The following is a 20,533-nucleotide window of genomic DNA, read 5'->3' as shown; positions in this document are numbered from 1 at the left end:
CGTGCTTTGTTCACCGGTTCACAGCTTTTGCGGAAGGTGTCGTCTCTTCTGATGTCATGACATCATCTTCGAGCCCTTCGAACAAGTCTTCGTTTAATGCAAACGTATCCATGAACTGCGCAATCCGCTCATCGGCATCTGGCTTCGCTGCCGCATCTTTAATATAAGACAACGGTTCACGCAACAACTGGTTGATGATTGATTTCATGTGTTTGCCAATGACGGTTTTTTCGCGTTTTGACATCTCCGGTAATTTCCGTTCCAAGCTTTGCATCGTTTCTTGTTGAATGCGTAACGCCTGGTCTCGTAATTCCGTGATGATCGGTACGACACCAAGTGTCGTCATCCAACCTTCGAACTCAGCGATTGCTGCTTCGATCCGTTGTTCGATTTTCGCCGCTTCCTTCATCCGTTCCGCCATATTTTGTTGGACAATCGATGTCAAATCATCGACATCGTACAAATGAACACCCGGTAAATCACCGACGGTCGGTTCGATGTCCCTTGGTACGGCGATATCGATCAACAGGAATGGACGATCGTGCCGGAACAGCTGTGCTGCCGCGATGTCTTCGCGTTTGATGATGGCACGTTTTGCACCTGTTGAAGAGATGACGATGTCTGCCCGAAGCAAACCGCACTGCATCTCGTTAATCGAATGTGCCGATCCTTCGAACCGATTCGCGACCTCTTCTGCTTTAGCTAACGTCCGGTTAAAGACCGTGATATCACGTGCCCCTGCTTCATATAGGTTAAGCGTCGTCAATTCGCCGGTTTCTCCCGCACCGATGACGACGATTGATTTATCTTCAAGCGATCCGAGTAACTGTTCGGCAAGCGTGACAGCAGCAGCACTGACAGAAACGGCATTTTCACCGATTCCAGTTTCTGCGTGAGCCCGTTTGGCGAGCGTGACCGCTTCTTTGAAAAGTTTATTGAAGACCGTTCCTGTCGTTTCAAGCTTTTGCGCCATGAAGAAGCTTGTCTTGACTTGACCAAGAATCTGCGTTTCACCGACAATCATCGAATCAAGCCCACTTGTCACGCGGAACAGATGCTTCATCGCATCGAACCCTTCATGAATGAAGAGATACGGCTCCAGTTCCTCCATCGTCAAACCGAACCAGTTTGCAAGGAAACGTTTCGTATAATACCGTCCTGTATGTGGCTGATCCGTCACGACGTACAGTTCCGTCCGATTACATGTCGAGACGATGACACTTTCAAAAATACTTTTTTCATCGCGCAATGCGACGACCGCTCCCTTCATCTCATGCTCCCCAAATGAGACTTGTTCGCGTATTGATACAGGCGCTGTTTTGTTATTCAAGCCGACCACTACGATATGCATGCGCTCTACCCCTTACGTCCAAAGATTTCGTTCCGATCTATCTTTTCGTTCTCTATCCTACATTATAACCATTATAAAAAAGATTCCAATCAATTTATAAACTAAAATGAGTCGAAGTTGTGAAATCTTCTTCATTTTTTCTCTTCTTCTACCTTATCCCTCTCTCATGAAAATCACAAACCCTCTGCTCCTAAAAAGGTCAGAGGGTTACACTTTACTTCAAGGATTCAGGTGATACCGTCACGTCCGGTACGTCGAGACGTTGCTGACGTAAACGATAGATCCGAGCGATATTTTGAATGACGACTTTTGTGACCGCATAGGTCGGAACTGCTAGGATGACACCAATGATTCCACCGATTTTCCCAGCAACGAGCAAGACGATGATGATCGTCAGCGGATGAACCTTGAGTGTTTTCCCTTGGACATAAGGAGAAATCAAGTTCGACTCAATTTGCTGCGCGACGACGATCGTGACGATCGCATAGACGGCTTTGATCGGATCATCGATAAACCCGACGATGACCGCCGGTACAGCACCGATGTAAGGTCCAAGATACGGAATGATGTTCGTGACCGTACAGAATAAGGCAAGCAGTAACGCATATTGAATATCTGAGATGAAGAAGCCAATCAATGACATGAGACCGACACAGATTGAGACGATAACCTGTCCATTGACATAATGCTTCACTGTCACGTGCATATCGTGCAAGATTTTACGCGTTTCTGTTTCATAGCTTTTCGGCAACAGCTTCACGACGGAATCCGGAAACTTATAGCCGTCAAGCAACATATAAACTAAGATGAACGGCACTAAGACAATGATTAAGACGGTCGAAGAGATGACACCGAAAATCGTTCCGACAGACGTCGAGACAGACTTAAAGACTGTACCGATATACGACGTCGCTTCATTCGTCCACTTGTCAAATAAGTCCGTATTCTCGTGAACCCATGTCGAGATGAAACGATTGTCCATCAATTGATCGCGTAAGTTTAACGTCTGATCGCGTAATTCGATGACGAGCGTCGGAATGCTTGTCGCAAAATCCGTCACCTGCTCGACTAAGATTGGTCCGATCGAAGCGACAGCAATCGTCAGAACCGTGATGAAACCAAGCAAGACGATCAACACGGCAAGACCACGTTTCTTGACGCGTTTTTGCAATGCATCTACGATACCGAGCGTGAAATAATAGAAAATCCCCGCAATGATCAGCGGCGGGAAGATCAATGCCAGCATGACTTTAATCGGCTGGAATAAAAATGAGATCTTTGTACCGACCCAGATAACGAGAAAAATCACTAATACCCAGATTAATGCCTTAAACCATTTGTTTCGAAGCAAATCCAAACCATTCACACTCCCATTTATTACATAGTCATTATAGCTATTCTTACACACTATATTACGAAATAATAGATTTTTCACAAAGCACTTTTTATGTATAGAAAGTAAAAAAGCCTACGAAATCCTGCAGATTTCGTAGGCTTTAATCTTTACAATAAGCGATAAATCGCTTCCCACGCTGCATCGACGCCCTCTCCTGTCTCGGACGAGAAAGGAATCAATGTATCTTGACCATCAAATTGCAACTTACGTTTAATCGCCGCGATATGTTTATCACGTTGACTCTTCTTGATTTTATCGAGTTTTGTCGCAACGACGATGACCGGTAGATCGTAATACTTCAAGAAATCATACATCGTCACATCATCCGCAGACGGATCGTGTCGGATGTCAACGAGCTGTACGACACCTTTAAGGATTTCACGTTGTGTGAAGTACTTCTCCATCATCTTGCCCCACGCTTCACGCTCCGTCTTCGAAACTTTCGCATATCCGTAACCCGGTACATCGACGAACATGACTTCATCATTGATGTTGAAGAAGTTCAAGGTTTGCGTTTTACCTGGTTTCGAAGATGTCCGCGCGAGTGCTTTACGCTGGACCAGTTTATTGATGAAAGAGGACTTTCCGACGTTCGATCGCCCTGCGAGTGCCACTTCTGGCAACAATGGCTCCGGATAATGTTCCGGATTGACGCCACTCGTAATAAAATCAGCTTTATAAATTTTCATGTTACTCTCCTTTTAATGCATGTTCGAGCACTTGCTCCATCGTCGCGACCGGAATGAATTCCATTCCTGCGCGGACGCTTTCCGGGATATCATCGATGTCCCGCGTATTGTCTTGCGGCAGCAGAACGGTCGTCAAGCCCGCACGGTGTGCTGCGAGTGACTTCTCCTTTAGTCCACCGATTGGTAAGACACGTCCACGCAACGTGATTTCACCCGTCATTCCGACGTCTCGGCGAACCGGACGTTTTGTTAAAGCGGAAATCAATGCTGTCGCGAGTGTGATCCCAGCAGATGGACCATCTTTTGGTACGGCACCCTCAGGAACGTGGATGTGGATGTCTTGCGTTTCGTAGAAGTTCGGTTCGATGCCAAGCGACGTCGCATTCGCTCGGACGAAGCTGTAGGCGGTCTGAGCCGACTCTTGCATGACATCACCGAGTTTCCCGGTTAACTGCAATTTCCCTTTACCCGGAGCAAGGCTGACTTCGATCGTCAACGTATCGCCCCCAAAAGCAGTATACGCTAAACCAGTCACCGCGCCAATCATATCTTCGAGCTCGCCTTGACCATAGCGGTAAATCGGTTTGCCTAGGAAATCGTCCAGATTACGCTTCGTCACCGTCACCCGTTTCTTCTCACCCATCGCGATTTGTTTCGCTGCTTTCCGGCAAAGTGAGCCGAGGACACGCTCGAGATTCCGGACACCGGCTTCTCGTGTATAACGACGGACGACTTCTTCTAGCGCGTCTGCTTTGACCGTCAATTGGCTCTTTTTCAAACCGTGTTCAGCCAGTTGCTTCGATAAGAGATGACGAACAGCGATCTCCGTCTTCTCTTGTTCCGTATAGCCACCGATTTGAATCAGTTCCATCCGGTCAAGCAACGGTCCGGGGATGTTTGAGACATCGTTCGCTGTCGCGATGAACAGGACATTCGATAAATCGAACGGTTCTTCGATATAGTGATCGGAGAAGCTGTTGTTTTGTTCTGGATCAAGAACTTCGAGCATCGCGGACGACGGATCACCACGGAAGTCATTTGACATCTTATCGATCTCATCGAGCAGGAAGACCGGGTTGTTCGTTCCTGCTTGTTTTAAACCGCGAATGATCCGTCCTGGCATCGCACCGATATACGTCCGGCGATGTCCACGGATTTCCGCTTCGTCGCGCACGCCACCAAGTGAGACACGGACGAACTTCCGCTCAAGTGCTGTGGCAATCGAACGGGCAAGCGACGTTTTCCCGACTCCTGGAGGACCAGAAAGACAAAGAATCGGTCCACGCAATGAGTCGGTCAATTGACGAACGGCAAGATACTCAAGGATTCGTTCTTTGACCTTCTCTAGACCGTAATGGTCCTTTTCAAGCTGTTCCGAAGCAGCTGAGACGTTCAAGAAATCATCGGTTGCTTCATTCCACGGCAATGAGAAGAACCATTCGAGATAGTTGCGAATGACCCCATGTTCGGGACTCGTCGCCGGTACGACCGCTAAACGACTGATTTCCTTCTCGACGTTCGCAACCGTCGTTTCTGGTAATTCAAGCATCGCAAGCTGCTCCCGGTATTTCGTCGCATCGCTTTCAACAGAAGCTGACTCGCCACCGAGTTCTTGTTGAATCGTCTTCAATTGTTCCCGCAAGTAATACTCGCGTTGCGATTGTTCAATCGTTTTCTTCGTCCGTTCACGCATCTCACGTTCGAGTTCGACGACTTCATATTCGTGTTTCATGACATCAAGCAACATCAATCCTCGTTCGACCGGATCCTGTTGTTCGAGAAACTCCTGCTTCTTCGAAATATCGATTGGTAGCTTCGACGTGATATAGTCCGTCAATGAATCGAGGCGTTCGTATGTCTCGAACCGGCGACGTTCATCGGTTCCGATTCCTTTAATCCGGGAGACGAGTTGACCAAACTGTTCTTTGATGAGACGAACGAGCGCTTCTTGTTTCGCTCCTTTGATGTCCATCTTCTCGATTGGTTCAATGACAGCTTGATAACCCTCGTCCGTCTCCTCGACGTTTTCAATCCGGACGCGTTCCTTCCCGATGACGCGGACACGGACCGTATCATTCCCGAGTTCACTCATCTTCGCGATTTGAACGAGCGTCCCAACCTGATGCAACCCGTCGACAGACGGCTCTGCTTCTGGATCACGTTGCGTGACGACGACGAGATCGATTTCGTGTTCCTTTGATGCAAGTAAGGCTTTCAAGGATACCGGACGCCCGACATCGATCGTCAATCCGATCAATGGATACGCGACGACACCGCGTAACGGTAAAAGTGGATATTGTTTTTTCTTCATTCGAATTCCTCCTAAACAAAAAGACTCGGAAAGGCGTACAAGTAGCCTCCGAGCCGATTTGTCACGGTGTTACGCCGTTTCTTTTTCTTTCCCATGTTCAATTGTACCATCTTTCAACTCAAGCGTTGGACCGCGTTTACCAGTCAACGTTTCTGCTGTAATGATGACTTTCGCGATGTCTTCACGCGATGGGATTTCGAACATGATATCAAGCATAGTTTCTTCGATGATGGAACGAAGACCACGTGCACCTGTTTTACGTTCGATTGCAAGTTTTGCAATCTCAAGAAGTGCATCTTCCGTGAAGTCGAGTTCGACATCATCAAGTTGAAGCATTTTCTTATATTGTTTCACGAGGGCGTTTTTCGGTTTCGTCAAGATTTGAACGAGTGCCTCTTCATCAAGTGGCTCGAGCGTCGCCATGACCGGCAAACGACCGATGAACTCTGGAATCAAACCGAACTTTTGAAGATCTTCTGGTAATGCAGCTGCCAGAATTTCTTTTTGTGTAAGGTTACGGTTCTCTGAATCGTTTCCGAATCCGATGACTTTTTTACCAAGACGACGTTTGATCGACTGATCGATACCATCGAATGCGCCACCAACGATGAACAAGATGTTCGTCGTATCGATTTGGATGAATTCTTGATGTGGGTGTTTCCGTCCACCTTGTGGCGGTACACTCGCAACCGTTCCTTCCAAAATCTTCAGCAAGGCTTGTTGGACACCCTCACCAGAAACGTCACGTGTAATCGACGGGTTTTCTGATTTACGAGCAATCTTATCGATTTCATCAATGTAGATGATGCCTTTTTCAGCCTTCTCAACATCGTAATCCGCTGCTTGGATGAGTTTCAACAGGATGTTCTCGACGTCTTCACCGACATAACCGGCTTCCGTCAAACTTGTTGCATCTGCAATCGCAAACGGTACGTTCAAGATACGTGCCATCGTTTGGGCAAGAAGTGTCTTACCGCTACCTGTTGGTCCAATCATGACGATGTTCGATTTTGAGAGCTCGACATCATCTGCGCGACCACCAGCATTGATTCGTTTGTAGTGATTGTACATCGCTACAGACAACGATTTCTTCGCTTTCTCTTGACCGATGACATAATCGTCAAGTGTCGTACGAATTTCATGCGGTTTTGGAACATTCTTCAGCTCGACTTCTTCTTCAGTACCGAGTTCTTCCTCTACGATTTCATTGCAGAGTTCGATACACTCGTCGCAAATGTAAACGCCAGGTCCAGCAACAAGTTTGCGTACTTGTTCTTGTGTCTTTCCACAGAAAGAACATTTTAGCTGACCTTTTTCTTCGTTAAATTTAAACATAAAGGTCCACCCCTTTAACGTGGAAATTGTATGGATGCCTGTAGCATCCCGTCTCACGTTTTACTATTTATGATTGTAGCATGAACAAGGAAAGTCTTTCAAATCCTGGACGAACGATTTACAGTTTGATGTTCTGAACCAAGGATTGTTTGTCCTTGTTTGACCTATCGTACAAAAAAATCGACTCCAAGACCAGAAATTGGGCTTGAAGTCGATTGAAAACCATGAAATGGCTTATTTTGCTTTTGCGTTGTCGACGAGAACATCGATAGCTTTACGGAATTGAAGATCGCCTTTAAGCGTTTCAAGACCACCTTGTGGTGCAAGCATCGTTTCAAGTTGATCTGCAGGGATGTTGTAGAGTTCTGACATTGATTGAAGTTCAGTTTGAGTTTCCTCATCTGTTACTTCGATTTTTTCGTCAGCAACGATTTGCTTGAGGACGAGACGTGCTTTAACGCGCTCTTCCGCTTGCTCTTTCATTTCAGAACGCATTGCCTCTTCTGTCGTTCCAGTCAACTGGAAGTACATGTTGAGGTCGATGCCTTGTGATTGAATACGTTGTGTGAACTCTTGAACCATACGCTCGACTTCGTTTTCGACCATGACTTCTGGAAGATCAACTGTCGCGTTTTTCGTAGCCGCTTCGACTAACTCATCGCGCATTGAAGCATCAGCTTCTTGTTTGCGTGTGTTTTCGAGACGCGTACGGATTTTTGTTTTCAACTCGTCGAGTGAAGAAACTTCTTCATCCATTTCTTTTGCGAACTCATCTGTCAATTCAGGGAGCTCTTGTGCTTTAACTTCGTGGATTGTTACTTTGAATGTAACTGGTTTTCCAGCGAGTGATGCTTCGTGGTATTCCTCTGGGAATGTCACTTCAAGATCTTTTTGCTCGCCAGTTTTTAAACCGACCATTTGCTCTTCGAATCCAGGAATGAAGTTTCCAGAACCGATGACGAGTGAGTAGTTCTCAGCAGTTCCGCCGTCGAATTGGTTTTCCCCATCGAAACCTGCGAAGTCGAATACGACTGTATCGCCATTCTCGATGACGCCATCTTCTTTAACGACGAGTTCTGCACCGCGTTCTTGTAATGTTTTGAGTTCAGCGTCGACGTCTTCGTCAGTAACGTTCGTTTCAACTGCTGTGTACTCAAGACCTTTGTACTCACCGAGTGTAGCTTCTGGCTCGATGACGAACGTGATTTTGAATTCGACTGGCTTGCCTTTTTCGAGTGTTTCAACGTCGATGTTCTCAAGCGCGATTGGCTCGATTCCTGATTCGACGACTGCACCTTCGATTGTGTCCTTATAAAGGATATCGAGTGCATCTTGATACAGTGCTTCTTCACCGTACATTTTGTTGAACATTGCGCGTGGCATTTTTCCTTTACGGAAACCAGGTGTGTTCAAAGTCTTAACGACTTTCTTGAACGCTTGGTCTACCGCTTTATCAAATGCTTCAGCAGGCGCTTCATACGTGAGGACGCCGAGGCTACCTGATTGTTTTTCCCATTTTGCAGTCATGCTGAGTCCCTCCAAAATTGTCAATTAGCGTACATGTGTGTACAACAAGTCACATTATAGCACAATCGTTCTGACGATTACCACTGTTGAACGAATCGTTTCCTGATGTCTCAATCGAAGTAAATTTGCTCGAATGCAATGACTTCCGGATAAAGGATATGTGCCGCTCGATATAACCGCTTCGCCAGCGGACTGAGGATACGTTCCGGTTCTTCACGTTCAAATGTCAGACCTGCGAGTTCTTCGCATGCCGCGAGCCACTTCTCCATATCTGATTCGATTCGTTCTCGTTCTTCAAGATGAATCAGTTGATCCGATCGCAAGACGAGCAACGCTCGGAACGGATCCATTCGCTCTAACGTGTGCATCGATGCCAGTAACGCTTGTTGCTCCTGTTGATGTACCAGCAGGATTTCTTCTAACTCTTCACGTGACGAGATCGTCCAGTCTATATCTAAGTGTGGCACATGAATGCTTACCGGATATGGCACGTGATGAAGCACGCTTCCTAATAACTGATCAATGACGAGTAGACTTTGATGTGCTGTCTCTTGCGCCTGAAGGTATTTTTGTGTGATGTATGCAATGAGCTCAGATGTCCGTTCGAATTCCACACCGGTCAATTGGCGCATTTGTTCGACCCAACTGCCGTGTCGCAACACATGCATCAATTCCGTTGCTGCTGTTACCTCACGCTGCGCAACAGGGTTGTTTTGAACTGCCGGCTTTTGTTCGCGAACACGCATCTGTTGTTTGATTTCATCTAATCGAAGCGCGAGCCCATAAGGCAGATACGGTGACGCCGAGCGCAAAGCGAGTTTCATCGGATAACGTTCTCCGAGTTCATAAAGAAAGAGTGCGAGCACTTGCTCGACACCCTCGACTTCAAGAAAACGTTCTGCCACTGTTTCAAATCGTTCACGGTCATGCATTAAGAGTGGTTGAATGACATAGAGCCGGTGTAAGACATCTTCTCCTGTCAATTGGTCAGTCTCTAATTCCATAATCAATTGTTCTTGTTTAGAAGCGGGCAAACGAAGAATCCGCGCTCGTTCTACTTCTAGTTCATATTCCATCCAGCGCGATGTCCCCATATTCCGGCACTCCTTCATATTCAACTTCTTATTTCGTAAATGGATCGAGTAAAGACGTCCAGTTCGTGATCGCTTCTTGAAGTTGTCCCGCCTGCTCGATTCCTAATCGATTCAACGTATCTAATGAGACGTCAGCTTCAAGTAATCGAGCGATATCTTCCGATTGATTCACGTACTGCTCGAGTTTTGCACTTAAATTTTGCAATTCTTGCGGCGGATTTTCAAGTCCCGCTAATCGTTGATCGATTTGATCCAGTTCTTGATTGAACTGATCAATCGTTCCGTTTTCCTTCAACTTTTCGATTTGTTGATCGAGTGCCTGTTCAGGGTTCGCAGATTCACGCGCTGTCGTAGCCGCCTCATTCAAGGAAGCCGACAAATCTGACGTGACTTGTGCTGTATCTTTTGCAATGCCTTGAAGTTCTCCAGCGTAATCGACACTATTTTTTACATCGTTGACTTGTTGTTTTGCATCGTCGACTGTATTTGAAATCTCACTACATCCAGCAAGAAACGTACTTAGCACAAGGACTGCTCCAACTTTCTTCCACATAGCATTCATCCCTTTCGAGTTCATGATACCTTAATTATAATCGAAAATCGGAATAAAAAAAAGAGACCACCCTCGTAAGGGCAGTCTCTATTTTAATTATAGCGTCCCAAGAGGGATTCGAACCCCCGACCGACGGCTTAGAAGGCCGTTGCTCTATCCTGCTGAGCTATTGGGACGTGTCAACACGAATAAACTATACTAGAACAATTCTTTCGTGTCAATCACATTACAAACATTGCAATTATTTTATTACAAAAATGTTCCGTCCAGATGAAGGGCATTTACCGGGTCACCGTTCACATCAAGAAAATCGACAGAATAACGGTTTTGATCCACTTCAAGAATCGCATACGTCTTGTCTGGTCGATGACGTGGCATCCGGATTGAACCTGGATTGATGAATAACACACCGTCCCGATATTCAGCCTTCGCCACATGGGAATGACCATATAAGACGATGTCCGCCTGCTTTTCCTTCGCATGATGCTGTAAGACATCTAGACTGTATTTGACGTCCTGCCGATGCCCGTGGACACAGAGGATGGTATGACCATCCATTTCCGATACGACTTCTTCCGGAAAATCGTGTCCGTAATCGCAATTCCCTCGCACAACACGATATGGATATAATGATTCGATGTCGCGCGTCAATTGGGAGTCCCCACAATGAAATGCCGCATCTACGTCTTGGTGACGTTCGAATATCGTAAGCAGTTCTTGTTCTAGTCCATGACTATCACTAACGATCAACGCTCTCATCTTCATCACACTCCTAAGAAAGTAGTTAAGTCCTGTTCGAGCTTGCGCAATGCATTGCCACGATGACTAATCATCGCTTTTTCTTCTTTCGTCAATTCAGCAGCCGTCTGTCCGCTTTCTGTGACGAACAATGGATCATAACCGAAACCGTTCGAACCCGACGCCTCAAAACCGATTCGCCCTTCCATCGTTCCACGAACCGTCAATGTCTCACCCGTTGGTTTCGCTAGCGCGAGTACACAAACGAAGCGCGCCGTCCGCTCTTCCTCCGGAACACCTTCTAACTTTTCAAGTAGTAGAGCATTGTTCGCCGCATCCGACTTTTCAAGTCCCGCGAAGCGTGCTGAGTAGACGCCGGGAGCGCCATCTAAAGCATCGACTTCAAGACCTGAATCATCAGCAAGTACCGCGTGGCCAAAGTAGGCTGCTGCCTCTGTTGCTTTTAAAAGTGCATTCTCCTCGAATGTCTCACCTGTTTCATCCGTTTCCGGAGCATCGGCGTGATCGAGTAACGACTCGACCGTATAACCGAGACGACCCAGCATGCTTTCAAGTTCCTTCACTTTACCTGCATTGTGTGTTGCGACGATGACCTTCATCTATGTTCCCCCACTTCTTCTCCTACATACCACCAAGAGACACCGAGTGCCTCACGGCCAGCCTCAATCAGTTCCTTAATACCTTTTTCCCCAAGTTCGAGCATTTCGAGCATCTCTTGACGGGAAAATGTCGACTCTTCTCCTGTTGCTTGCATCTCGACGATTTTACCCGATGAGGTCATGACGAGATTGAAGTCGACTTCCGCCGCAGCGTCCTCTTCATAGCATAGATCGAGCAAGACATTCGACTCGACGATTCCAACCGAGATGGCTGCGATGCCCTCTTTGATCGGTGTATCTGTCAGTTTTCCCGCTTGAATCAATTGATCGACTGCTCGGACGAGTGCCAAAAAACCACCAGTGATCGATGCCGTTCGTGTACCGCCATCTGCCTGAATAACGTCACAATCGATCCAAATCGTTCGTTCCCCGAGCTTCTCTAAATCAACGACGGCCCGAAGCGAGCGGCTGATCAGACGTTGGATTTCCATCGTCCGTCCCGTCTGTTTGCCGCGGACGGCTTCTCGTGCGGTCCGCTGAGCCGTCGCACGCGGCAACATCGAATATTCCGCATTGATCCAGCCCTGGCGTTTACCGCGAAGGAACGGTGGCACCTTCTCCTCGACGGTCGCCGTACAGAGGACTTTCGTATCTCCCAGTTCAATCAAGACAGAACCTTCTGCGTGTTTATTGACATCAATCGATAATTGAATAGGACGGAGATGATCCGCCGTTCGTTGGTCTATCCGCATTTAATCTTCCTCCGTTCCAAGCACGATGCGCTCCGCATGGATGGTCTGATCGAGCCAGTCCGTCGCAATCTGATCAAATGAGCGGATATCGCCTGTCGCGTAATAACGATGTTCCGGAATTTGTGTCACATCTGCTGAAATCGTATTGTAATCAAGTAGTGCTGCCACCTCGAGCGCTGTCTCGTCTCCTGAAGAGATTAGCTGGACGCCTGGTCCGATGACCCGTCCAATCACATCTGCTAGAAGCGGGTAATGGGTGCACCCGAGGATCAATGTATCCATATCGTAATTCATCAATGGTCGTAATGTATTGGCAACGACACGTTCGACGTACGCACCATCTGTCTGCATCGACTCGACGAGCGGAACGAATGGCGGGCACGCTAACGATTCGACGACGACTTGCCCTTCGACGTGGCGTAACGCCTTCTCGTAGGAATTACTTGTAATCGTCATCTTCGTTCCAATGACACCGATTCGTTTCGTACGCGTCACCTTAACTGCCGCGCGGGCTCCCGGATCAATGACACCGATGACAGGTATATTTAAACGTTCTCGCGCTTCTTTTAAGACGACAGCCGTGGCTGTGTTACAGGCGATCACGATCAATTTCACATCTTGTTGCACGAGATAATCAATCATCTCCCACGTAAACTCACGAATCTCTTCTTCTGGACGAGGACCATACGGACACCGCAATGTATCCCCGACATAGATGATTCGCTCATGGGGCAACTGTCGCATCAATTCACGTGCGACCGTCAACCCACCGACTCCGGAATCCAGTACTCCAATCGCTCGATTCACTCTTCTCCACCTCTTTCTCTCTTTCCTATGGTAACAAAAAAGGACGACGGTGCAAGACCGGCGTCCGAGAATGTACGATTACAGGATTACTGAGCAAGACCTTCGCTAGTCAGCATATCTGAAAGAGTCGTGATTGCTTCAGAAGCATCGTCACCGTTTGCAACGATTTTGATATCTGAATCTTTCGCGATTCCGAGTGAAAGAACACCCATGATTGACTTCAAGTTGACAGTCTTCCCGTTGTATTCCAAGTTGATGTCTGATTGGAATTTAGAAGCTGTGTTGACGAGCTGAGTAGCCGGACGAGCGTGAATGCCTGAATCCGCGATGACTTTGAATGTTTTTTCCATGATTAAGAAATCTCCCTTCACTAATAACGTACTAGTGAGTCGTTTTCGAATATGTGAACTCATTATCAAATGATAACGGATTCGAATCGATTCTGCAAGGAATTTTTATACGCTTCACTCCATGGGAATGCTTTCCCCGAACGATCGATTTGTACCATAGATGTCCGTCCCGTGAACATCAATTCACCTTGCTCATCAAATGCCGCATAGTGGACGTCACACGATGCACTACCGACATGTACCGGATACGCATAGACAGCGAGACGCGCCCGTGGATAGACTTGGCGAATATAGTTACACTGAGCATCGGCGACGACGATAATGCCGTCTTCTGCAAGCGAATATCCTGTTTCCTCTAACATCAATGTCCGAACGTCTTCAAAATAGACGAACGGTACTCGGTTATTCATATGACCATAGGCATCCGTCTCCGCAAAACGAACAGCGACGTCGAGTCGTGTGCCATGTTTCATCTGTTCAAGCCATGACTCAAGTTCTGGAATATAAGCTGGTACGCGCACAATGAGTTCCTCCTGTCTGAATGAAAAAAGAAGGAGCAAGCTCCTTCTTTGATAAATCATGAACTAACGGCTTCACCTGTTCGTCCTTCGTCACTACCGAAGAACTTTTTGAATGAATGAAGTGTCGTCTGACGGTTCATCGCCGCGATTGAAGTCGTCAGCGGAATCCCTTTCGGACAAACCTCAACACAGTTTTGAGCGTTACCGCACTGCATGATCCCGCCATCTTCCATTAACGCTTCAAGGCGTTCTTCCTTGTGGAAGGCACCTGTCGGATGCGAGTTGAATAGACGAACTTGTGAGATCGATGCTGGTCCGATGAATGTCGAACGATCGTTGACGTTCGGACATGCCTCGAGACACACACCACACGTCATACATTTCGATAACTCATATGCCCATTGACGTTTGTTCTCTGGCATCCGTGGTCCTGGACCTAAGTCGTACGTTCCATCGATCGGGACCCATGCTTTGACTTTCTTCAGCGCATCGAACATGCGTTGACGGTCGACTTGAAGGTCACGAACGATCGGGAACGTCTGCATAGGTTGAAGGCGGATCGGTTGTTCGAGTTTATCAACGAGTGCCGTACACGACTGACGTGGTGTACCGTTGATGACCATCGAACAAGCGCCACAGACTTCTTCTAGACAACCCATGTCCCAGTTGATCGGTGTCGTTTTTTCACCGGCTGCATTCACAGGGTTCCGGCGAATCTCCATTAAAGCAGAGATGACGTTCATGTTCGGACGGTACGGAATTTCAAACGCTTCATCATACGGTTTACCATCAGGTCCATCTTGACGTTGAACGATGAATTGAACCGATTTTTGCGTAGTAGATGATTCGAGTGGTGTCGCCATTATGCTTTCACCTCTTTCTTCGACTTCTTGCTGTAATCGCGTTTCCGTGGTGGAATCAACGACGTGTCGACGTCTTCATAGAAGATTTCCGGATGACCGTTCGTGTAACGTGCCATCGTCGTCTTCAAGAACTGTTCATCATTACGTTCCGGGAAGTCCGGTTTATAGTGCGCTCCGCGACTCTCGTCACGTTTTAAAGCACCGAGCGTGATTGCTTCAGCTAGGTCGAGCATGTGATCGAGCTGACGGATGAACGATGCCCCTTGGTTACTCCAACGTGCTGTATCCGTTGCCGAGATGCGTGTGAAGCGATCGCGGAGTTCCTTGATTTTTGTCAGTGTCTCTTCGAGCTTATCGTTGTACCGGACGACCGTGACGTTATCCGTCATGATTTCTCCAAGCTCACGGTGTATTTGATACGCGTTTTCCGTACCTTCCATTGATAGGATATCGTTGAAGCGGTTGATTTCTTCGATTTTATGCGCTTCGACCACGTCCTCACTCATCTCATGAACCGATGTCTCGAGTTCATTCATATAAGCAATGGCTGATGGTCCAGCGACCATTCCGCCGTATACCGCAGAGAGAAGTGAGTTCGCTCCGAGACGGTTACCACCATGCATCGAATAATCACATTCACCAGCTGCGAACAATCCAGGGATGTTCGTCATTTGATCGTAGTCGACCCATAGTCCACCCATTGAGTAGTGAACAGCAGGGAATATCTTCATTGGTAATTTTCGTGGATCGTCACCGACGAACTTCTCGTAGATTTCAAGGATCCCACCGAGTTTGACGTCAAGTTCTTTTGCGTCTTTATGCGATAGATCCAGATAGACCATGTTCTCCCCGTTGACGCCGAGTTTTTGATTGACACAGACGTCGAAAATCTCACGTGTCGCGATATCCCGTGGAACAAGGTTTCCGTATGCCGGATATTTCTCTTCGAGGAAATACCAAGGCTTACCGTCTTTATACGTCCAGACGCGACCACCCTCACCTCGTGCTGATTCACTCATGAGACGTAACTTATCGTCTCCAGGAATCGCTGTCGGGTGAATTTGGATGAATTCACCGTTCGCATAGATCGCACCTTGACGATAGACAGCAGCTGCAGCTTGTCCTGTGTTGATGACCGAGTTCGTCGATTTTCCGAAGATGACCCCAGGACCACCCGTCGCGAGGATGACAGAATCCGCGGCAAATGCCTCGATTTCCATCGTCCGGAGGTTTTGACAAACTGCTCCACGACAGATGCCATTGTCATCGATGATGGCACGAAGGAATTCCCATCCTTCATATTTTTCTACCAAACCTTGCGCTTCGAACTTACGAACCTGTTCATCTAATGCGTACAACAGTTGTTGTCCTGTCGTCGCTCCAGCGTATGCCGTCCGGTGATGCAACGTTCCGCCGAAACGTCGGAAGTCGAGTAAGCCTTCCGGTGTCCGGTTGAACATGACGCCCATCCGGTCGAACATATGAATGATTTTCGGCGCTGCTTCCGCCATTTTTTGAACAGGTGGTTGATTTGCGAGGAAGTCCCCACCGTATACCGTGTCATCGAAATGCTGGTATGGTGAATCGCCTTCCCCTTTTGTATTGACCGCTCCGTTGATGCCACCTTGTGCACAAACAGAGTGTGAGCGTTTGACGGGTACGAGTGAGAATAACTTAACTGGTACGCCTTGCTCCGCTGCTTTTATCGTAGCCATCAGACCGGCAAGCCCTCCGCCGATGATGACAAGATTCTTGTTCGCCATGTTGTCAGTTCCCCTTTCCTTACAACACGCCTGCAAACGTTAAGATCGAGCGTACGCCTACAAACGATAAACCGATGAATACGAGTGCTGCCACGTAAGACATCGCCCGTTGAGATGCTGGTGACTGCGTGATTCCCCATGTGATGCAGAACGTCCAAAGTCCGTTCGCAAGGTGGAATGTCGTCGCCAAGATCCCGACGATATAGAACGCGAGCATGAATCCGTTATCGACGATGTTCTGCATCATGCTTGCATCGACTGGTGTTCCCATCGCAGCGGCAATCCGTGTTTCCCAAACGTGCCACGTGATGAACACGACAAGGAATACACCGCTGAACCGTTGCAGTACATACATCCAGTTCCGGAAGTATGTATAACGCCCTGTGTTCGCAGATCCGGTGAATGCGATGTACACACCGTAGACGCCATGCAAGATGATTGGAATGAAGATGACAAAGATCTCTAAGAACAATCGATACGGAACGTTCCCCACGAATTCCGCGGCCTTATTGAAGTCTTCCTCACCACGTACGATGAAGTAGTTCGTCGTTAAGTGCGAAAGTAAAAATAACCCGATTGGAATGACGCCGAGCAGTGAGTGTATTTTACGACTCACGAAATCACGATGATTCGCCATCCAAATCCCCCCTTTTGTTTGCCAATCAACCGTTGGCGCATTTTGGTAGAAAAGCGCTTTCATAAGGAAATTCGTCTTTTCATCACTTATTCTACTCCTGTCCTTTTTAGAAGACAACCCGAGCCGTTGCATTTAACTGCAAATTTTTTTAGGAAAACAATGACCGACAAGAATCATCTCGGTATAATGGTTCACAGATAGGAGTGAATCATGATGGATGCTACACCAAAACAAACACCACTTTTCGGTATCGAATTGATCCGAGATTATGTGCTGACCGATCTTCTCGGATCGGATTATCGGCAAGTCATCTACTGGGCAGGTAAACGTCTAGCGCGTCAATTCCCTGTCGTAGATGAATCTGAATTAGCCTCATTTTTTGAACAAGCAGGTTGGGGAACGCTCGAAATCAAGAAACGTAAAGGCACGGTCGTCTTGTTCGTGCTGTCTCCTCCTGATACGACGAGAGATGAACGACCACATGGATACTTCCAACTCGAAGCCGGTTTCCTCGCTGAACAGTTCTCCCGTTTTAACGGATGTGTCGCGGAAGGATATGCCGAGTTAACTAAAGAGCTCGTTCAAATCACGGTCCAAATCGATCCTAAAGATCCACTTGAACCGCTCAAGTGAAATTTACATAAAACGTGACAGGAATCTTGATTTTCAACATCGAAGTAGATTCATGAAACTTTTTGCAGTAAGTGCTCGTAAAGTCATTCGTACACAAATCGCGAGGAGGAACTTCACATGTTCAAAAAACTAGCAGCAGATTTAACGGGATTCAGTGATATCGGACAAGTCATTCATCCTGATGATTTCGACAAAGCAGCCGCTGACGATTATGTCTTACATGAAGACGGCGAGAAAATCTACTTCTTGATCAAATCTAAATCTGACGAGTATTGCTTTACGAATCTGGCTTTGATTCACCTCGATGGAGAAAGTGCCGTCAGTTCAAAACGTGTACTCTACCGCTATCCGTATGCACATTATCCGATTCGCCACGTCATGTTCGAAACGGCGGGAACGGTCGATCTTGATGTCGAGATCAAATTCGAGATCGGTGGCAAACATTATTCGATCGACGTCGATAAAAAACAACTCGAACATGTGAAAGATCTTTACAAAACACTTCTTGCCATCGCTGAAAAACAGTATGAAGGACAAAAGATGCTCGAGTTCGCGAACAGCTCATTGAATCATTCGGTCACGATTCTCGGCGGACTTCGTCAAGGTGATATGAACGTACCGCAAACATTCAAGGAGTTGTCTGAACAATCCTTCGAGTGGCTACAAGGTCACTACCATCAGTGGAACCAGCGTGACTTTGGTTCATACTACGAAAAGTACATCAACAACTAATCACTAAAAAAGCCGCCCTCTTCAAGAGGACGGCTTTTTTCATTCTTCATTCGCTTGACTTAAATATTCAGCGACGGTTTCCGCTAACTTGACAGGTAATCCTGCTTCCGCCAACTGTTCGATCGTTGCGCGTCGCAAGCTGCGCATCGATCCGAAATGACGAATCAACTGCTGGCGTCGTTTCGGTCCAACTCCTGGAATCTCGTCGAGCAAGGAACGGGTCATCCCTTTCGAGCGGAGCGCGCGGTGGAACGTGATTGCAAACCGGTGGACTTCATCTTGCATGCGTTGGAGCAAATAAAACGCACTCGAACGCGGACTTAGTTCAATTAACTGTGCTCCTTCTCCAAACAACAATTGACTCGTTCGGTGTTTGTCATCCTTTTTTAATGACCCGACTGGAAGGGATAAGCCGAGTTCATCTTGAATGACTTCTAAAGCAGCATTCAACTGTCCAACTCCTCCGTCAATCAGGACGAGGTCCGGAAGGCGCGCTCCTTCAAGTAACAATCGTCGATAACGCCGACGCACGATTTCTCGCATCGATTCATAGTCGTCCGGTCCTTGGACTGTTCGAATCTTGAATTTTCGGTATTCCTTTTTAAGTGGCTTACCGTCTTCAAAGACGACGAGTGCCGAAACGGCGTCTGCTCCTTGAATGTTCGCATTATCGATGATCTCGATCCGGGACAATGGATGAACGTCAATCGCATCGGCGAGTTCTTCAACTGCTTGAACGGTCCGTTTCTCGTCTTTCGCTAACAACTCGAAGCGTTCCGAGATCGCATTTTCAGCATTCTTCGTCGCTAAATCAAGTAATTTCCGTTTTGATCCTCGGACCGGAACGTGAATTTTAATCGATAGCGCCTCTTTGAGTAACAACTGATTGACGAGTGGCGGTACATAGACTTCACTTGGCTTGATGTTCTTTTCGTAGAACTGGACGATGAAGCTCTCGAGCTCTTCTGCCGGCGTACCATAGATCGGGAAGAGCGAGACATCGCGCTCGATCATCTTTCCTCCACGGAGGAAGAACACTTGGACACACATCCAGCCTTTATCGACATGAATCCCGAATACATCACGCGACGTCAAATCTGCTGTAATCATATTCTGTTTGTTCATGATCGATTCAATCGCTCGCACTTGGTCGCGCAATTCTCCGGCACGTTCGAATTCCATCGTCTCGGCTGCTTCCGCCATCTTGTGCTTCAAGCTTTCAACGAGTTCCTTCGTGTCGCCCGACAAGAACCGTCGGATTTCCGATACGAGTGCTTTTTGTTCCGATTCAAGATTCGGGATTTCACATGGGCCGAGACATTGTCCAATATGATAATACAGACAGAGTTTCTTCGGCATCGGCTGACATTTACGTAACGGATATAAACGATCTAACAGACGTTTTGTTTCGTTCGCTGCATACGCATTCGGATACGGACCGAAGTAATGACCGCCGTCCTTTTTTAACTTACGTGTCGTAATCAATCGTGGATAGGTCTCATTCGTAATTTTCAAGTACGGGTAAGATTTATCATCCTTCAGCATGATATTGTATTTCGGATCATGTTTCTTAATTAGTGTCATCTCAAGCAGCAACGCTTCGAGTTCACTGGCTGTGATGATGTATTCGAAATCACGGACTTCCGCGACGAGACGTTCCGTCTTAATATCATGTGCTCCCGTGAAATAAGAGCGGACTCGGTTTTTGAGATTTTTTGCTTTTCCGACATAGATGACTTCGCCGAATTCGTTTTTGTGTAGATAACATCCCGGCTCATCCGGCAAAAGGGATAGTTTCGCTTTGATATGTTCTTGATGTCCCAAATAAATGTCTCCTTTCACCGTTTTTAGTTTTATTCGT

At 47.2% G+C, this 20,533-nt stretch carries 20 protein-coding genes and 1 tRNA gene; 2 read left to right on the top strand and 19 right to left on the bottom strand.

The features are described 5' to 3' along the window. Nucleotides 1-10: 10 nt before the first annotated feature. The 18 genes from hemA to NOM72_RS03185 all read right to left on the bottom strand — a co-directional run bounded on the left by hemA (nt 11) and on the right by NOM72_RS03185 (nt 17,307). A complete protein-coding gene (gene hemA, locus NOM72_RS03270) occupies nt 11-1,351 on the bottom strand; it encodes a glutamyl-tRNA reductase (RefSeq protein ID WP_029342279.1) in 1,341 nt (446 codons plus the stop codon). Nucleotides 1,352-1,565: 214 nt separating this feature from the next. Then, complete coding sequence (locus NOM72_RS03265; protein ID WP_255997774.1) at nt 1,566-2,717, bottom strand: AI-2E family transporter; 1,152 nt, start codon at nt 2,715-2,717, stop codon at nt 1,566-1,568. Nucleotides 2,718-2,854: 137 nt separating this feature from the next. After that, nucleotides 2,855-3,436, bottom strand: coding sequence for a ribosome biogenesis GTP-binding protein YihA/YsxC (gene yihA / locus NOM72_RS03260; protein WP_023468975.1), 582 nt, complete (start codon nt 3,434-3,436; stop codon nt 2,855-2,857). Between the two features lies 1 nt (nt 3,437). Further along, nucleotides 3,438-5,747, bottom strand: a complete 2,310-nt coding sequence (gene lon, locus NOM72_RS03255) for an endopeptidase La (protein ID WP_255997772.1) — start codon at nt 5,745-5,747, stop codon at nt 3,438-3,440. Nucleotides 5,748-5,816: 69 nt separating this feature from the next. Further along, nucleotides 5,817-7,082, bottom strand: coding sequence for an ATP-dependent protease ATP-binding subunit ClpX (clpX, locus tag NOM72_RS03250; RefSeq protein ID WP_023468977.1), 1,266 nt, complete (start codon nt 7,080-7,082; stop codon nt 5,817-5,819). A 234-nt stretch (nt 7,083-7,316) separates the two neighbouring features. After that, nucleotides 7,317-8,609, bottom strand: coding sequence for a trigger factor (tig, locus tag NOM72_RS03245; protein WP_023468978.1), 1,293 nt, complete (start codon nt 8,607-8,609; stop codon nt 7,317-7,319). A 110-nt stretch (nt 8,610-8,719) separates the two neighbouring features. After that, the gene (locus NOM72_RS03240; protein WP_255997770.1) at nt 8,720-9,703 is read right to left on the bottom strand and encodes a hypothetical protein; all 984 of its coding nucleotides are present in this window, start codon (nt 9,701-9,703) and stop codon (nt 8,720-8,722) included. Between the two features lie 28 nt (nt 9,704-9,731). After that, nucleotides 9,732-10,256, bottom strand: coding sequence for a hypothetical protein (locus NOM72_RS03235; protein ID WP_231681742.1), 525 nt, complete (start codon nt 10,254-10,256; stop codon nt 9,732-9,734). Nucleotides 10,257-10,358: 102 nt separating this feature from the next. Then, nucleotides 10,359-10,432 (bottom strand) — tRNA-Arg (locus NOM72_RS03230). A 73-nt stretch (nt 10,433-10,505) separates the two neighbouring features. Further along, complete coding sequence (locus NOM72_RS03225; RefSeq protein WP_035396591.1) at nt 10,506-11,015, bottom strand: metallophosphoesterase family protein; 510 nt, start codon at nt 11,013-11,015, stop codon at nt 10,506-10,508. Between the two features lie 5 nt (nt 11,016-11,020). Continuing rightward, on the bottom strand, nt 11,021-11,614 hold the full coding sequence (locus tag NOM72_RS03220; protein ID WP_023468982.1) for an XTP/dITP diphosphatase: 594 nt from the start codon (nt 11,612-11,614) through the stop codon (nt 11,021-11,023). Next, on the bottom strand, nt 11,611-12,366 hold the full coding sequence (rph, locus tag NOM72_RS03215; RefSeq protein WP_058713783.1) for a ribonuclease PH: 756 nt from the start codon (nt 12,364-12,366) through the stop codon (nt 11,611-11,613). The genes NOM72_RS03220 and rph overlap by 4 nt, the downstream gene beginning before the upstream one ends. Next, nucleotides 12,367-13,173, bottom strand: coding sequence for a glutamate racemase (gene racE, locus NOM72_RS03210; RefSeq protein ID WP_023468984.1), 807 nt, complete (start codon nt 13,171-13,173; stop codon nt 12,367-12,369). 86 nt (nt 13,174-13,259) lie between these two features. Beyond that, a complete protein-coding gene (locus tag NOM72_RS03205) occupies nt 13,260-13,523 on the bottom strand; it encodes a phosphocarrier protein HPr (protein ID WP_012371023.1) in 264 nt (87 codons plus the stop codon). 65 nt (nt 13,524-13,588) lie between these two features. Next, nucleotides 13,589-14,044 (bottom strand): acyl-CoA thioesterase, encoded by a 456-nt coding sequence (locus NOM72_RS03200; RefSeq protein WP_023468985.1) that lies wholly within the window; start codon nt 14,042-14,044, stop codon nt 13,589-13,591. A 56-nt stretch (nt 14,045-14,100) separates the two neighbouring features. Continuing rightward, nucleotides 14,101-14,907, bottom strand: coding sequence for a succinate dehydrogenase iron-sulfur subunit (sdhB, locus tag NOM72_RS03195; protein WP_023468986.1), 807 nt, complete (start codon nt 14,905-14,907; stop codon nt 14,101-14,103). After that, complete coding sequence (gene sdhA, locus NOM72_RS03190) at nt 14,907-16,670, bottom strand: succinate dehydrogenase flavoprotein subunit (RefSeq protein ID WP_255997766.1); 1,764 nt, start codon at nt 16,668-16,670, stop codon at nt 14,907-14,909. Before sdhA ends, sdhB begins: the two co-directional genes overlap by 1 nt. A 19-nt stretch (nt 16,671-16,689) precedes the next feature. After that, on the bottom strand, nt 16,690-17,307 hold the full coding sequence (locus NOM72_RS03185; protein ID WP_029342294.1) for a succinate dehydrogenase cytochrome b558 subunit: 618 nt from the start codon (nt 17,305-17,307) through the stop codon (nt 16,690-16,692). 213 nt (nt 17,308-17,520) lie between these two features. Between NOM72_RS03185 and NOM72_RS03180 the strand changes: the two genes are divergently transcribed. After that, nucleotides 17,521-17,940, top strand: coding sequence for a YslB family protein (locus NOM72_RS03180; protein WP_023468989.1), 420 nt, complete (start codon nt 17,521-17,523; stop codon nt 17,938-17,940). 117 nt (nt 17,941-18,057) lie between these two features. Beyond that, the gene (locus NOM72_RS03175) at nt 18,058-18,672 is read left to right on the top strand and encodes a PH domain-containing protein (RefSeq protein WP_023468990.1); all 615 of its coding nucleotides are present in this window, start codon (nt 18,058-18,060) and stop codon (nt 18,670-18,672) included. 39 nt (nt 18,673-18,711) lie between these two features. Here the strand turns inward: NOM72_RS03175 and uvrC are convergent, their stop codons facing one another. Continuing rightward, on the bottom strand, nt 18,712-20,496 hold the full coding sequence (uvrC, locus tag NOM72_RS03170; protein ID WP_255997763.1) for an excinuclease ABC subunit UvrC: 1,785 nt from the start codon (nt 20,494-20,496) through the stop codon (nt 18,712-18,714). Nucleotides 20,497-20,533: the final 37 nt, after the last annotated feature.

Source organism: Exiguobacterium sp. LL15, assembly GCF_024436095.1.
Classification (GTDB): Bacteria; Bacillota; Bacilli; order Exiguobacteriales; family Exiguobacteriaceae; genus Exiguobacterium_A; species Exiguobacterium_A indicum.
Note: the sequence above shows the minus strand (reverse complement) of the source record. Positions and strands in the feature narration are given on the sequence as shown.

Bases quoted from the DNA above. Each gene is read 5' to 3' on its own strand.
- tig (WP_023468978.1), bottom strand. From the start codon at position 8,609: ATGACTGCAAAATGGGAAAAACAATCAGGTAGCCTCGGCGTCCTCACG.
- NOM72_RS03240 (WP_255997770.1), bottom strand. From the start codon at position 9,703: ATGGGGACATCGCGCTGGATGGAATATGAACTAGAAGTAGAACGAGCG.
- NOM72_RS03175 (WP_023468990.1), top strand. From the start codon at position 18,058: ATGTTCAAAAAACTAGCAGCAGATTTAACGGGATTCAGTGATATCGGA.
- hemA (WP_029342279.1), bottom strand. From the start codon at position 1,351: ATGCATATCGTAGTGGTCGGCTTGAATAACAAAACAGCGCCTGTATCA.
- NOM72_RS03225 (WP_035396591.1), bottom strand. From the start codon at position 11,015: ATGAGAGCGTTGATCGTTAGTGATAGTCATGGACTAGAACAAGAACTG.
- yihA (WP_023468975.1), bottom strand. From the start codon at position 3,436: ATGAAAATTTATAAAGCTGATTTTATTACGAGTGGCGTCAATCCGGAA.
- sdhA (WP_255997766.1), bottom strand. From the start codon at position 16,670: ATGGCGAACAAGAATCTTGTCATCATCGGCGGAGGGCTTGCCGGTCTG.
- sdhB (WP_023468986.1), bottom strand. From the start codon at position 14,907: ATGGCGACACCACTCGAATCATCTACTACGCAAAAATCGGTTCAATTC.
- NOM72_RS03220 (WP_023468982.1), bottom strand. From the start codon at position 11,614: ATGAAGGTCATCGTCGCAACACACAATGCAGGTAAAGTGAAGGAACTT.
- NOM72_RS03185 (WP_029342294.1), bottom strand. From the start codon at position 17,307: ATGGCGAATCATCGTGATTTCGTGAGTCGTAAAATACACTCACTGCTC.
- NOM72_RS03180 (WP_023468989.1), top strand. From the start codon at position 17,521: ATGGATGCTACACCAAAACAAACACCACTTTTCGGTATCGAATTGATC.
- clpX (WP_023468977.1), bottom strand. From the start codon at position 7,082: ATGTTTAAATTTAACGAAGAAAAAGGTCAGCTAAAATGTTCTTTCTGT.
- NOM72_RS03235 (WP_231681742.1), bottom strand. From the start codon at position 10,256: ATGTGGAAGAAAGTTGGAGCAGTCCTTGTGCTAAGTACGTTTCTTGCT.
- lon (WP_255997772.1), bottom strand. From the start codon at position 5,747: ATGAAGAAAAAACAATATCCACTTTTACCGTTACGCGGTGTCGTCGCG.
- NOM72_RS03205 (WP_012371023.1), bottom strand. From the start codon at position 13,523: ATGGAAAAAACATTCAAAGTCATCGCGGATTCAGGCATTCACGCTCGT.
- rph (WP_058713783.1), bottom strand. From the start codon at position 12,366: ATGCGGATAGACCAACGAACGGCGGATCATCTCCGTCCTATTCAATTA.